The organism is Chamaesiphon minutus PCC 6605, assembly GCF_000317145.1.
In the GTDB taxonomy this organism is placed as follows: Bacteria; Cyanobacteriota; Cyanobacteriia; order Cyanobacteriales; family Chamaesiphonaceae; genus Chamaesiphon; species Chamaesiphon minutus.
Genome location: NC_019697.1, coordinates 2,168,829 through 2,184,214, shown reverse-complemented (window position 1 = coordinate 2,184,214; position 15,386 = coordinate 2,168,829). Strand labels below are relative to the sequence as shown.

The 15,386-nt window shown below is 45.6% G+C and carries 8 protein-coding genes; 3 read left to right on the top strand and 5 right to left on the bottom strand.

Going from position 1 to position 15,386, the window contains the following annotated elements:
- Positions 1-72 precede the first annotated feature (72 nt).
- The 4 genes from CHA6605_RS32840 to CHA6605_RS10125 form a co-directional block, all read right to left on the bottom strand.
- Positions 73-693 carry a GAF domain-containing protein gene (locus CHA6605_RS32840; RefSeq protein ID WP_157259948.1) on the bottom strand — a complete coding sequence of 207 codons (621 nt, stop codon included), beginning with the start codon at positions 691-693 and terminating at the stop codon, positions 73-75.
- A 417-nt stretch (positions 694-1,110) separates the two neighbouring features.
- Positions 1,111-1,722 carry a hypothetical protein gene (locus tag CHA6605_RS32835; protein ID WP_015159363.1) on the bottom strand — a complete coding sequence of 204 codons (612 nt, stop codon included), beginning with the start codon at positions 1,720-1,722 and terminating at the stop codon, positions 1,111-1,113.
- Positions 1,723-1,843: 121 nt separating this feature from the next.
- Positions 1,844-2,902: an alpha/beta hydrolase family protein gene (locus tag CHA6605_RS10130; RefSeq protein WP_015159362.1), complete on the bottom strand. Its 1,059-nt coding sequence runs from the start codon at positions 2,900-2,902 to the stop codon at positions 1,844-1,846.
- A gap of 519 nt (positions 2,903-3,421) precedes the next feature.
- Positions 3,422-4,822, bottom strand: coding sequence for a cytochrome P450 (locus CHA6605_RS10125; protein ID WP_041549069.1), 1,401 nt, complete (start codon positions 4,820-4,822; stop codon positions 3,422-3,424).
- A gap of 169 nt (positions 4,823-4,991) precedes the next feature.
- On the opposite strand from CHA6605_RS10125, the gene CHA6605_RS10120 reads away from it, so the two are divergent.
- The 3 genes from CHA6605_RS10120 (at position 4,992) to CHA6605_RS10110 (ending at position 14,651) form a co-directional block, all read left to right on the top strand.
- Complete coding sequence (locus CHA6605_RS10120; protein WP_041547894.1) at positions 4,992-6,323, top strand: AAA-like domain-containing protein; 1,332 nt, start codon at positions 4,992-4,994, stop codon at positions 6,321-6,323.
- Between the two features lie 30 nt (positions 6,324-6,353).
- Positions 6,354-8,237, top strand: a complete 1,884-nt coding sequence (locus tag CHA6605_RS10115) for a hydroxysqualene dehydroxylase (RefSeq protein ID WP_015159359.1) — start codon at positions 6,354-6,356, stop codon at positions 8,235-8,237.
- A 198-nt stretch (positions 8,238-8,435) separates the two neighbouring features.
- Positions 8,436-14,651 carry an AAA family ATPase gene (locus tag CHA6605_RS10110; RefSeq protein WP_015159358.1) on the top strand — a complete coding sequence of 2,072 codons (6,216 nt, stop codon included), beginning with the start codon at positions 8,436-8,438 and terminating at the stop codon, positions 14,649-14,651.
- Between the two features lie 226 nt (positions 14,652-14,877).
- On the opposite strand, the gene CHA6605_RS33985 is transcribed toward CHA6605_RS10110, so the two are convergent.
- Positions 14,878-15,186, bottom strand: coding sequence for a hypothetical protein (locus CHA6605_RS33985; protein ID WP_015159357.1), 309 nt, complete (start codon positions 15,184-15,186; stop codon positions 14,878-14,880).
- Positions 15,187-15,386 lie beyond the last annotated feature (200 nt).

Sequence of the window (15,386 nt, the reverse complement as noted above, 5' to 3'; positions counted from 1 at the left end):
TTTAACAAAAGAGAGTAATCCTGGTTGACTTTTGGGGGTGCTAAGTATACTTAGTTAGGTCTTTTGGGAACTTCATTGCTGAGTTACTAATTGAAAAAATACCAAAACTGCCACCACTCGCCCGTTCTCGATAATTGGCACGCCAAGCCCAGCACTCAGATCGAATGCTTTAGCAAGTTGATTTCGCAACCAATAAGACTCTGAGTCAGCGGTAGCATCGGCAATCGACTCGGATTGCCCCGATGACCAAACCCGCCCTGGTAATCCCTCTCCAGGTGAGACAACAAACCCTTCACTACATAGGCGAAATTGCTCTAAAGACTGCAAATCGGTGGTGTTCGATGCAATATGAAAAACGTCGGTCAGTTCTAAAATTATGGAGTTAGCTGAAGGAATCCATATTTCTCCATAATCCCACCCCGCTGCTTCACAGATCTGCATGACAATCGGTGCAATTGTATCTTCAACGTTGGGTGCTTCATTTATACCTTGAATCGAATTTAGCAACGGCATGATGCCAGCGTCTTCCCGATCGTCTACCAGTGGCGTTAAAGATTGTGGTGAAGAGAGGGAAGAGGTTTGAATGAACTGAGTACCCATATCTACAACTCCGTCGATCGAGGCCAATCTAGAGTCTTGGAGGATCGGTCTTTCTTGTTGCTTGACTGAATCGATCTGTTTGAAATTAATCACTGCGGTTACTCCATTAAAGTGTAAACACTCACGGGGATTTAAATACTTGCCGTGGTATGTTCTCATCTTAGAGATTTCAAAACAGGAAAAAATCTGAAAAACGTCTCGATCGAAAGTTGTCAAAAGAGGGCAACTTTAATCAACTTTTGTCAATACCTAAAGTTAAGTTATTTCCGGCATTCTGATCTCACAAATTTCCTATCTCAATTAAATACCGTTGAGGTATTAACTCTAGTGGTGGCTCTATCGATGCCGATTCTCTTCCAGAGCATCTGAGCCGACATAAATGTCGTCTAATGGATGAAAGAAACTCTGTTTGGGTGCGTTGGGTTTCATTCTTCAACCCAACCTACAGATCCTTGTACAGAGCCAATTTCAGGTTAAGTTTCTTGAAAGAGGCTCCGCCAACGAATGCCGCTAGTTCCAGTAATAATGTTGGGGAATGAGATCTTCAGGGGCGAGTAGCTGGGAACCGATCGGCATAGAGGCTCGATCGTAATAAGATTGGATCGAATCTTGAATCTCTTGCCGTTCGCTAACTGAGAGATTGCTCGGCGTGGCGATGCCGATTCGTCGATCGGGAATTGCCACATAATAACCAGCGGGAAAATGCTGTTGGAGATAGCCAGACAGGAGAATGCGGGACGAACCAAACCCATCATCGTGCATCATTAGTGCCATCAGCAGGCTGCCATCCGGGCGCAGTTGGCGATGCGTCCACAGCTCTCTAGATGCCACTTTAAGATTGATGACTGCCCGCTGCTGCCAATTAATTCCCGCTGCTTCCCAGGCTGTCACCATTTCAGCACTCACCTCCTGACTACATTGAGATAGATCGCACTCTAGAATCGACCAAGTGAGGTCGTAGTCTGATATGAGTAGTTTTTGATGGGGAAAATCCCCACGACTGGCGCACAGGCAATTAGTGTGTTTGCTTAGTGTCTCGTCTGTCGGTACGATGCTCCTCGGCAGCGGCTGTACCAACGATGGGATGACTCGATCTAGCGCGTCGATGATGGTGTGTGACATAGCTCAAATTCTGCTGGTTTGCATCTCATACATCCATCTAACTCGACTCCTATCTAAGTTCGAGACGAAGAATGACTAACTTGTCGATCGCTTTTGGATATCGGTACGATCTCCCCAGCCACTACGGCAGATTCGAGAAGTGTCCGAAGTTGGGACTTTGACTGATGACACTCACATTGGGATCGAGAGCGTCACCAGTGTTGTAAATATAGTCAAAAGCACCTGAGCTACCTTGCAGATGTGCCTGTAAAAATAGCCCACTCCAGCGCGCGATCGTCTCTGTAGTAGTAGATTGCGCTAATGTCGGTCGATTGGGTTCGCGGATCGGATTGTCTAGATTGGTAATACCATAGTGATTGGCACCCTCGACTGTAATTAACGCCTTGGGAGGATTGAGAATCAGATCGTAGGTTTCGGTTGTAGATCCAGGTTTAATTACGCCATCCCGATCGCCGACAATTAAGCCAGTGGCAATATCCTGGTTATTTAATGGTAAAACGGCATCGGTAACGGGATTTCTGAAACTAGTGCCATAAAAGATCCCGGCTTTTAGTTCGGGCGGTTGGACATAATTTGGAGAACTAATTCCAGGGACAAAGATGTCTTCTTGACTGGCACCCAATCCGACGCTCCCCCCAAAGGAATGTCCTAGCAATCCCAATTTATCTGGATCGATAATGTTAACGATCGGCGAATCAGGATTGACATCTTCTGCCTCCATCCAATCCAAAACCTCATTAATCTGTTGCGGTTCGGGAAACAATCCGGTAATTGTTTGTCCGGTTGGCGCACTCAAGGTTCGTTCGTTATTGGGAACCACCACGATAAAGCCATAACTGGCTACTTGAGCCGCAAAATTGGCGTAATCTGCTTTATCAACTAACGCTCCTTGCAGCAGCAGTGCAATCGGAAATTCCACCGGACATTTGTTTGACTTGGCAATCGGGTAATAAATATCAGCAGGATCTCCACTTGTGGCGATCGTCGTGGTGTAGCTTTTCGTCTCCTTGTATAAAGGTTCGGGACTAAATGAAGTTTTTTGTTTCCCAGGTAAATCTTTACAGATGCCAGAATGAGGAATATTAACACCAGACGATCCCGATCGGATCGGAGACAAATAGTTTTTTTGCCGAGCGAGCGAGGTTTCTAATTGAGGAGTAGCCGCACACAGTTTTTCCATTAACACGGTCGCACCTTCCTTTTAAGTAAATGCTCATCGAATGTAAGTTAACAAAATCGAGAATTTTGTGACCTATCGCCAAGCGGAAGGGTAGATGAGATCTTTAGTTATTAATCGCGAACATTCTTTCCATAAAACAGTCAAGCCAACCATAGTAGAACTAATAATAATCAGTACACTAAGAGATAATAAGAGGATCTCTTTGGTGGATCGTCTGGAGTTATTAGGCATAATTTTTCAGATTGAAAATTTAGTTGACTTCAGTTTGCTATATCGATTAGACTCTACCGCTAACTAAGTTTGAATCTGAGAACGATCGAGTTGTGACTAACTTGTGAGTAACTTATGAATAACTTTTAACTAATTTTTGAGTGAAAAAATTCTTCAGCGACTGTGACCGATGAGAAAGTGGTGGGAACGATCGCGGTCGCACCGATAAAAACGTCATTCATGGTTGTGAGGAGTTGCAGCGTTTGCTAAGTTTCGTCGAAGATCGCCAAGCAGGGAGAGTCGATTTCGCTAGGCGAACGCTCCGCGATCGATCGCCTGGGCTGGGTGGAGATCGCTCGCAGATCGCTGGCTTTTGACCAGTAGTTGAATTGGGCGTTCGGGAGCCGTAACCAAACCTCGGCGTTTGGGATGGATATCCCGCTTATCTACCAATTCCAGTTCCCACCGCGAGAGGATCTTGGCGAGGGCGAGTTTCAGTTCCATCATTGCAAACGCACTACCGATGCAGCGTCTGGCACCACTACCAAAAGGCAAAAACTCAAAGGTCGAAAACTTTCGCTCTAGGAAGCGTTCTGGGCGAAATTCCTGGGGTTGGGGATATAAATCTGCTCGCTGATGGGTTGAATAAATCGATCCCAATATGGTTGTCTCTGGTGGTATTTCTCGTCCGGCAAGCGTCACAGATTTGAGACTAACTCTAGGCAAAGTCAGCATCCCGACTGGATAAATCCGCAGGGTTTCATTACAAACGGCTTCGAGATAGGGTGCTTTGATAATGGCGTTAACATCTGGCTCTGCGCCTAAGCCATCGAGTTCCGCGACTAGTTTATCCCTGACGGCTGGCAATTTATGCAGCCAATATAATGCCCAAGCTAAAGCTGTCGCCGTCGTCTCATGTCCGGCAACCAGCAGCGTCATCAATTCATCCCGCAATTCAACATCGGTCATCGATTCACCCGCTTCATCCTGCGCCGCCATCAATAGGCTGAGGATATCGGTACGGGAGGAATCGGGGTGAGTCCGACGTTCTGCGATCTCGGCGTAGATTAAGGCATCTACCGCTCGCTGAACGCGCATTTGGATCGCCCAGGGGCTGATACCACCCCATTCCTGTTGGAGGATCGGAAAATATAACATTGAGACACTCAGGGGAGAGCCGCTGCGATCGAGCAGTTGGCTTAATAAATGTGCGAGTCGTTCGGCACGCTCGCCCCGATTTAATCCAAACACAGCTTGCATAATCACCCGCAGCGTAATTGCTTGGGTGGTCTTTCGCACGTCGAAAGTTTGACCGATCTGGACTCGGGCTAGCGTTTCGGTAGTAACTTGGTTAATAACCTGACTATAGGTACGCATTCGATCGCTATGAAATGGTGGCATCATCAACTGTCGTTGGCGTTGATGTTGCGATCCACTCAAGCAAATGACCGAGTTGTCACCGAGCAAGGTTTTTAGTAAACCGTTCCGATCGCCTGGAGCATGAAAATCTGCTCTAGTATCTTGAGTTAGCATTTGCTGCAAAGCTTGAGGATTGCTGACAAAGACTAGATTTGGATTATTTTTGCCCAGATTGACGGTATACATGTCTCCAAAGCGGCGAACGCATTCGTCCATGAACGACATTGGGCTAAAAATCCAGCGCGTGAGTTGGACAAAAGCGGGAGTTTGGGGGCCTAGAGGTAGTTGCATAATCGATTCCCAATACATCTTAATTAGATTTGGTTCGAGCGCATTCGATACATTTATCGTATTTGACTCCTATCTGAGTTCGAGACTACGAATGACTAACTTGTTTATAACTTATGTATATTGAATAACTACTTTTTTTGAATTATCTTGTAAGATTGAAACATATACCATGAGAGGTTCTATGCCCAGATCCCTCAGAGTTCAAGAAAATTGCATCGAGCGAGTCAAGCTGGCACTCAACCGCAATGGCTTTCCCAGCCAACGCTCCTTGGCTGAGGATGTCGGCTTCGCACTGGCGACAGTTAATAAATTTCTGACTGGCAAAGCTGTTGACTACACGACTTTTGAAGAACTTTGTCGGAAACTAGAATTAGACTGGCGAGAAATTTCGACGCTAGATGTAGCGGTGAGATCGCCGCAGATTTTCCAGCCTGAATCGGTTTGGGTAAGTCAGAACACAGGCTCCGCCAAAGATTTTCTACCGCCAGACACATCACCCCGCTACCCCAATGGTGCCGTCCCGCTCGGCTCCCCATTTTATTTGGAGCGCATCCCATTTGAGGCGCAGATCGATCGCGAAATCAGCAAGCCAGGGGCACTGGTGCGGATCAAAGCACCGAGAGAAATGGGTAAGACATCCCTGCTCCTGAGAGTACTGGCATCGGCACAAAGTTTGGGATACCACACCGTCAGCCTCAATCTCGCCCAAGTTGACGAATCAATCTTGAGCGATCTCGATCGATTTTTGCGCTGTATTTGTACGAATGTGGCGCGTCAGCTCCAGCTCAAACCGAGGATCGACGAGTATTGGGATGAGGATCTTGGCAGTAAAATTAGCTGCACTGACTACTTTCAACACTATCTATTAGCGAAAATTTCTACTCCGCTGGTATTGGTATTCGATGAGCTGAATCATATTTTCGAGCATCCGCAGATCGCCCATGATTTTTTACCGTTGCTGCGCTCTTGGTATGAAGAAGCCAAAATCCTCCCAATTTGGCAAAAGCTGCGCCTGATTGTAGTTCACTCGACGGAGATTTACATTCCCCTTCAGCTCAACCAATCCCCGTTTAATGTCGGCTTGCCGATTCAGTTAGATACTTTCTCGCTAGCAGAGGTGCAGCAGTTAGCTCGATGCTACGGACTGGACTGGGACGATGGGACGGAAGCTGGGCAACTAATGGAGCTGGTGGGGGGACATCCCGCACTGGTGAATATTGCCTTCTATCATCTGAGTCGTGGCGACATCACTTTAGGAGAATTGCTACAAACTGCCGCCACAGCTACCGGAATTTATCATCATCATTTGCAGCGTCATTGGGTAACGCTAACAGAACAGCCAGAATTAGCACAAGCACTCGATCGAGTCATGAGTGCAACTAGTCCGCTCGTCCTAGCTCCGATCCTAGCTTATAAGTTGAGCAGTCTGGGACTGATCGATCGAGTGGGAGACACAGCGATTCCAGGTTGTGAGTTGTATCAGCAGGCGTTTAAGAGCTAATTTGTAAAATTCTAAAGTTTGGAGTTTGAAATGAAACAAAAAGTCGTTATCTTAGGTGGTGGTGTCGCTGGGATGAGCGCGGCTCACGAGTTGGCAGAACGCGGTTTTGAGGTGGTTGTTTACGAACTGCGCGATATTCCTGGCGGCAAAGCGCGCAGTATGCCTGTCCCCGAAAGTAGTACCAATGGCAGAAAACCTTTACCTGGAGAGCATGGATTTAGATTTTTCCCAGGATTTTATCAGCATATTACCGATACGATGAAACGCATCCCTTACCAGGATAATCGGCAAGGGGTGTTCGATAATCTGGTCGATGCCACTCGCATTTCCATACCGCGTTTCGATAAAAAGGGGCTAACGATACCAGCAAAAGCTCCGACTACCAGCAGCGAAATTAGACTATTAGTTAATGCCTTCTTGCAATTAATCTCAGCGCAATCCGAATTAGAAGTCGGAGAATTAGAATTATTCGCTCAAAAGCTCTGGCAATTAATTACCAGTTGTCAAGAACGTCGGATTGGCGAATATGAAAAAGTTGATTGGTGGACTTTTGTAGAAGCAGAAAGTCGCTCCGCTGAATATCAGAGCTTGTTAGCCAAAGGAATGACCGAATCGCTAGTTGCTTCCAAAGCAAAACTTGCTAGCACCAAAACTGTTGGCGATATTTTATTACAACTATTACTCGATCTGCTAAATCCTACGATTAGTACCGATCGGTTGTTAAATGGCCCGACAAATGAAGTTTGGATCGAACCGTGGTTGACTTATTTGAAAAGTTTGGGCGTGAGCTATCACTTCAATAGTGATGTGGTTTCGATCGACTATGCAGATGGCAAAATCCAAAGTGCGACGATCGAAGATGTGATTAGCAAGGAAAAATATCTCGTCAAGGGCGACTATTATATTGCGGCTGTGCCTGTCGAGGTGATGGATCGAGTGATTATCGAGAGCAAGCTCGAACGCTACGATCCCACTTTTGAAAATATTCGCAAACTCGCTCCGAATACTGCCTGGATGAATGGCATTCAATTTTATCTCAAAGAAGATGTGCCGATTACTCACGGACACATTTTACTCGTCGATACTCCCTGGGCGTTGACTGCCATTTCTCAACCACAATTCTGGCCAGATATCGATCTCAATGAATATGGAGATGGTAAAGTTAAAGGAATTCTATCAGTGGATATCTCAGACTGGGGATTAGAAGGGAATAAATCGGAAAGTCAGGGAATTAAGATTGAAAAGTTTGCCAAAGATTGTACTAATGATGAGATTGCCGAAGAAGTCTGGGCGCAACTCCAAAGAAGTTTAAACGTCGATGGTAAAGAAGTCCTCAAAGATGAAAATATACATAGCTGGTTTCTCGACCCAGCTATTGTCGATCGAGCAAAGAAACTCCTGAATAAAATTAATTCGCAACCCGATGCACGAGTAACGCTCTATGAGGGAAATTTCGATCGACTAGCATCAGATCTGGACGAAAATCAGGGAGATACCAAAACATTACTTCAGTCACTCGTTGACTTAGGAGCTGTAGAAAAAAGTGTCTGGGATGGCAAAGTGGTTTATCAGTCTGTCTTGAATCTGCGTAATAATCTAGAACCGTTATTAGTCAACCACGTCAATACCTGGCAACTCCGCCCAGATGCTTTTACCAGAATTCCTAACCTCTTTCTCGCCTCTGACTACGTGCGTACCAATACAGATTTAGCGACGATGGAAGGCGCAAATGAAGCCGCTCGCCGAGCTGTTAACGCAATTTTAGATGCGGCACGACATCCTGCCATTCCCTGCAAAATTTGGGAACTCCACGAGCCAGAAATCTTTGCGCCGCTGCGCTGGCACGACAAGATGCGCTATCAACAAGGTTTGCCTTGGGAAGATATCCTAGGCGCGAACCGAATTTTGGCGTGATTGAGCTACCTGTTTGAGTTTACCCCGCCCCAGCCCTCCCCTTGTAAAGCTACCCTGTATACATAAGTCTAGAGAGAAGCGAAAACTCTAGAAATCCCCCTAAATCCCCCTTAAAAAGGGGGACTTAGGGGGATTGAGGTGGATCTTCTAGGAGTTAATGCTTTAGTTTCGAGCGTTTACATCTATAAATAACCAGTAATGATGACAATTCTCGATCGCCAAATCGTATCGCAAATTTATCAAAGTGCCAATTCAATTGTATATCGATCGATCTCGCTAATCGATCGACAATCTACGATTCTCAAACTGCTCAAACCGGGCTATCCTACGCCAGCAGAACTAACCCGATACAAGCAAGAATATGAAATAGTTCGCTCATTGCAAATAGAGGGCGTTGTCAAGGCGTATGGCTTGCAAAAATATCAAAATACATTGGTGATGTGTTTGGAAGATTTTGGGGGTGAATCTTTAGATATCCTGATGAATTCCAGCAATTTTACCCTATCAGCATTTCTCGATGTAGCGATTAAAATAGCGGAGATTTTAAGCCAGATTCATGACGCTAAGATCGTTCACAAAGATCTCAATCCCAGTAACATCGTTTTCAACCCAACCACTGGGCAGCTCAAAATAATTGACTTTGGGATCTCAACCGTATTTACGCGCGAAAATCCCGCGATTAAACATCCCACTTTACTCGAAGGCACCCTCGCCTATATGTCGCCAGAACAAACTGGCAGAATGAATCGAAGCCTAGATTATCGCACTGACTTGTACTCTCTGGGTGCGACATTTTATCAACTCTTGACTCAACGAGTGCCGTTTGAAACAACCGACGCACTAGAGCTAGTGCATTGTCATCTTGCCAGACAACCGATACCCCCTCACCAATTAGTTCCCGAAATTCCGCAAACTGTTTCCAATCTGGTGATGAAACTGTTAGCAAAAACGGCTGAGGAGCGATATCAAAGTGCCTGGGGATTAAAAGTAGATTTAGAGATCTGCCAGCGGCAATTACAGCATACTGGTGAGATTTATAACTTTCCCCTCGCCGAGCGAGATGTGTCGGGAAATTTCCAAATTCCGCAGAAACTCTATGGTAGGGAGCGAGAAATTGACACCTTATTAGCAGCTTTCGCTCGCGTAGCGTCTCCGGCACAGGAGCGCGTACCAGCAGGAGAGCATGTTCGGCAATCCACGATCGAAATGATGCTGGTTTCCGGTTATTCCGGGATCGGTAAATCAGCCTTGGTACAAGAAATTTATAAACCAATCGCTCAACAGCGCGGCTACTTTATCGCGGGAAAATTCGACCAATTGCAGCGCAATATTCCCTACTCAGCGATTGCCCAAGCATTTAAGTCATTAGTGCGGCAACTATTAAGTGAAAGTGCCGCACGACTAGCTCAGTGGCGATCGAAAATCTTGGCTGCGGTGGGTAATAATGGACAAATGATTATCGATGTCATTCCCGATGTGGAGATGATTATCGGTGCTCAACCAGTCGGACAACCATTAGAGTTAACGGAGCAGCATCGCTTTAATCTAGTATTTAAAAACTTCGTTCGGGTATTTTGTCAAGCAGAGCATCCGTTAGTTATCTTTCTCGACGATCTCCAATGGGCAGACTTAGCCAGTCTAAAATGGATCGAGTCGATCGTTAGTGACGATCTCATTCAATATCTATTCCCGATCGGAGCTTATCGCGATAATGAAGTCAGTCCGATCCATCCCTTATCGATCGCCATTGAGTCATTAATAAATGAAGGTGCTAACATTAACAAGATTACTTTAGCACCTTTGAATCTGGAGGAGATCGGCCATCTGATTGCCGATACTTTAGTTCGGGATCTGAATGTAGTTAAACCGTTAGCTGAATTAGTCATTGCTAAAACTCTGGGCAATCCCTTTTTTGTTAATGAATTTTTGAAAGCTTTGCATCGAGATAACTTATTACTTTTTGATTATCAGCAAGGTTGTTGGCAGTGGGATATTAAGACGATCGAACAAAGAGATATTGCCGATAATGTCGTCAACTCAACCATCGATAACTTAAAGAAATTACCAGAATCAACCCAGCATAGTTTGCGGTTGGCGGCTTGCGTGGGGAATAGTTTCGATTTAAATACGCTCGCAATTATCGGCGAAAAATCCCTCTCTGAAACCTTTTCAACACTTTTACCCGCGCTCGATCGAGGTGTGATTTTACCGACTTCCGAGTTAGCTGCGGTAGGGCTGGAAGCGATCGATGCGCGACTGCTAATTCTCAATTTTAAATTCCGACACGATCGAGTTCAACAAGCAGCTTATACTTTAATTGACGATCGACACAAACAGGGCGTTCATCTTCAAATTGGTCGGCTATTACTCATCGATACACCACTTGAAAAAAGAGCAGAAAAAGTTTTCGATATTGTCGTTCATCTGAATCAATCGCAAGATCTGATTGTAGATGAGAGCGAAAGAAGATCATTGGTTAAACTAAATCTGGAAGCAGGGCAAAGAGCAAGAGATTCTGCTGCTTATATGTCAGCAAGATCCTATTTTCAAGTTGGTATTAATTGCCTGCCAACACTTTGGCAGATCGACGATCCACTTTCATTTTTATTGTACAAAAAGTTGGCAGAAGTCGAATATTTAACTGGCAATTTAGATAGAGCGGAAGAGTTGATGATTTCAAATTTAGCCAAGGCTAGATCTATCTTAGAAAAGGCAGATATATATAAATCACTCGTTATATTATATGCGATGTCTGCTAAGTTCCAATCAGCGATTGTTGCTGGAAGTGAGGGATTAAAACTCTTAGACATTCAAGTACCTCGATCGAATTTAAAAGCAGCAATCGATCTGGAATTTTCGTCAATTCAGCAGTATTTAAGAGATCGAGATATTTCATCATCGATCGATCTACCGCTCATGAACATTCCTGATAAAATAGCTGCTGTTAAAATATTAGGAGCGATGGATTCGGCGGCATACTTGCTCGATGATAGTTTATATCATTGGGTTGCGTCTAAACAGGTAAATATATTTTTTCAATATGGTAATATCGCTGAGTCAGTCAAAGGATATTCCGATTTTGGGGTCGCAACGATTTCTATCCTCGGAGATTATCAAGCCGCCTACCAATTTGGGTTGCTCGCACTGAAGCTAAGCGATCGATTTAACGATCGTGCTCAAAAATGCAAAATTTCCATTCATAATTATTGGCTGGCTTGTTGGATAAAACCTTTGGCAAGTTTAGATACTTTTTACTGGGATGGATATAACGCAGGCTTAATATCTGGAGAGTTATTATATGCCGGATATAATTTAGTTTATGCGATCTTGAGTCAATTTCATCAAGGTATAAACCTTCAAAAAATTGATGAAAAAATTGCCAATACATTACCATTTTTAAGAAAAACTAAAAATCAACTTAGCTTAGACTTAATTTTTGTATTTAGAATAACTGTCTCCAACTTGCTGGGAATCAGTCAAGACAAATTGGATTTTCAATCGGAGAGAATCATCGAACTCCAAAATTCAGAGGTTTACAACCAAACGATAAATCTAGCATCTATTTGTTATTATTATATCTTCAAAAGTCAGGCTTTGTATCTTTATCACGAACATAGTCTGGCACTCGATTGTAGTTTAGCGGCAGAGCAAATCAGCTCGTCGATTGTCGGTCAATATTTGGTTTCGGAACATAATTTTTACTACTCATTAATTCTCATAGCTTTATTTACGGATTCAGCAGCACAACAGCAGCAATATTGGCATAAAGTAGAACAAAATCAACAGCAGATGAAAATCTGGGCGGATAACTGCCCAGAAAATTTCCTGCATAAATATCTGTTGGTAGCAGCCGAAATGGCGCGAATCTCTGGTAAATGGCCAGAAGCAATGGACTTATACGATCGAGCCATTGCTGCTGCGAGAGAACATGAATTTGTCCAGAATGAAGCTCTGGCAAATGAGCTAGCAGGCAAGTTTTGGGTGGAACGAGGTAAATCAGAATTTGCACAACTTTATCTAAAAAAAGCTCGTCAAGGCTATCAAATTTGGGGTGCTAAACGTAAAGTAGCCGATTTAGACGAGCGATATCCCCAGTGGCTGAGTGCCACCGCACCTGAAGTTCAAACCAATGCCACCAGAATTTCTAACAGCACTAGCGAATCGATCGATTTAGCCGCAGTCATCAAAGCATCGCAAGCAATTTCGAGCGAAATCGCCCTCGACAAGTTGCTCGAAAAGCTGATGAAAACTGTCATCGAGAATGCTGGGGCGCAAACAGGTTTCCTGCTCTCGCCTATTGGCGTAGATGCAGATCTGCGCTGGGTTATCGAAGCCGAAGGCGTCGCCGATGAGGATGATCTTACCATCGGGCGACAGGTGCCAGTAGATGCGGCTCAGATCTCCATGTTGTCAACTACGATCGTCAATTATGTCGCGCGCACTCAGGAAAGTGTCGTCCTCAATGATGCGACTAATGCGGGACAATTTACTCGCGATCCATATATCATCTCCACTCAACCAAAATCCATTCTCTGTACGCCATTGCTCGTGGGCGGAGCGGCTGGCAACGAGCAACGCGGCAAACTGCGCGGGATCTTATATCTGGAAAACAATTCGACTACTAATGCCTTTACACCCGATCGCTTAGAAGTCCTCAAACTCCTATCTGCTCAAGCAGCAATTTCGATCCAAAATGCCCAACTTTACGTCGCATTACGTGAGAACGAAAGCAGACTGAATAAATTCTTAGAAGCAGTGCCCGTGGGCATTGGTATCCTTGATGCTGATGGCAAACCTTTCTATGCCAATCAGATCGCCCAGCAGCTCTTGGGCAAAGGGATTGTCGCCGAAGCCACAGCCGATGGACTGACGGAGACTTATCAACTTTATCAAGCCGGAACCGATCGATTATACCCGTCGCCAGATGTGCCCCTGCTCCGAGCATTAAGTGGGGAACGGAGTACTGTTGACGACATGGAAATTCGCCATGCTGACAAAATTATTCCGATCGAATCTGCTGGTACGCCAGTCTTTGACGACAATGGTCGAGTTGCCTATGCGATGGTTGCCTTTACCGATATATCCCTTCGCAAACGAGCCGAAGCCGAGCGGATTCAGTTTGCCCAAGAGCTAGCACTCAAAAATCTTGCCCTCGAACAAGCCAGAGATGAATTAACCGAATACAGCCGCACCCTAGAACACAAAGTCCTCGAACGCACCCAAGAACTCTCTCACACCCTCGGTATCCTCAAAGCCACCCAATCCGAACTCCTGTTTGAAAACGAGCTACTCCGCAGTGCCGCACCACCCGCCACCTTTGACTATCAAGTCGGTGGTAGCCTACCGATGGACGCATCCACCTATGTCGTCCGTGCCGCCGACAGGCACCTCTACAAAGCACTCAAACGCGGCGAGTTTTGCTACGTCCTCAATCCCCGCCAGATGGGTAAATCCAGCCTGATGGTACGGATGATAAATCACCTCCAACACGAAGGGATGTGGTGTGCCTCGATCGATATGACCCGCATTGGCAGTGAAACCATTACCCCAGAACAATGGTACAAGGGCATCGCCTCCGAACTATCCCGACATTTCGAGCTACGGGGTAAAGTCAACCTCAAAACTTGGTGGCAAGATCGAGCCGATCTCTCGCCAGTCCAGCGATTGAGTGAGTTTATCGAATTAGTCCTATTAGTAGAAGTCGGCACCCCCTCAAACCAACTCGTCATTTTCATCGATGAAATCGATTGCGTCTTAGGCTTAAAATTCCCCGTCAATGATTTCTTCGCCCTGATTCGTTCCTGCTACAACCAGCGCAGCCTCAAACCCAACTATCAACGCTTAACTTTCGCCATCTTCGGTGTCGCCACCCCTGCCGATTTAATTACCAATACCCAGATTACCCCCTTCAATATCGGCGAATCCATTCAACTCGAAGGCTTCAAAGAACACGAAGCCCAACCCTTACTACAAGGATTAGCCGAGAAAGTTACCAACCCCCAAACCGTACTCAAAGCAGTCCTAGCCTGGACGAACGGACAACCTTTCCTCACCCAAAAACTCTGTAAGCTAATTCGCAATACAGCCACACCCATTCCCCCCAACGGCGAAGCCGAGTGGATCGAGCAGCTAGTCCAAACGCAGATCGTCGATAATTGGGAATCCCAGGACGAACCAGAACACCTGAGAACGATCCGCGATCGCCTTACCAAAAGTCAACAAGCTCCGCAACTGCTCGCACTCTATCAACAAGTCTGGGCACACTCAGCAGTGGCGATCGCCAATACTCCCATCGAACGGGAACTGCTGTTGTCAGGAATTATCATCAAACGTCAGAGTACGCTCGTGGTTCAAAATCGAATTTATGCCTCGATATTTAATCGTGATTGGATCGAGGAGCACCTACCTACTTAACTCGCCCAAAGCGAAAAACGGCGTTGCTGATTTCAGGTATGATTTCTTACTTTGGCAATCTCTTCTCCCTGCTGTCTTGTCTTGTCTTGTCTTGTCTTGTCTTGTCTTGTCTTGTCTTGTCTTGTCTCGCATAATCCGGGAGGGAACCTCCCGGCTGCGAGCCGCTACCCGCTTTCCTGCCTAGCCTTTCATACATCAATCCAGCAACGCCCGAAAAACTCTATCCTCACCTTGCTGTTCGGCAAGACGTGCTGCTACAACTAGACTGACGATCGCTTTGATGACTGCTTCGGAGTTGAATGCTATTCCCCTGAATTTGGACGCTCGATTCGCCGCTGGCGGTGATAATTTTCACGAGTCCGCCAGTTGGCGTGAGAGTCATTTCTGGGGGTACGCTCCAGGTGCCCGTGGTAAAACTACTGCTAGTGTGTTGTTGTTGCCCGACGCTACTTTGCAAGACAGTGATAACAGTTTGCGCTCCTTGGTTATCGATCGAGATCTGATGTCCGCTGTCTAGTTCCCAGTGATATCTCATCAGCTACTCGCTCCTGTTATTACTAACTGTTGGACGTACCAGATCCGTATATATTGATTGTAGATCCAGATCTGGCGATCGACACTTACTACCACTACAGCATCACCGATCGATCTGATGCGTGTGGACTTGCCTTCTGCCTTATGAAGATCCAATGCGATCGATTGTCGATAGATATTGCTAATTGGTAAAATGAGATA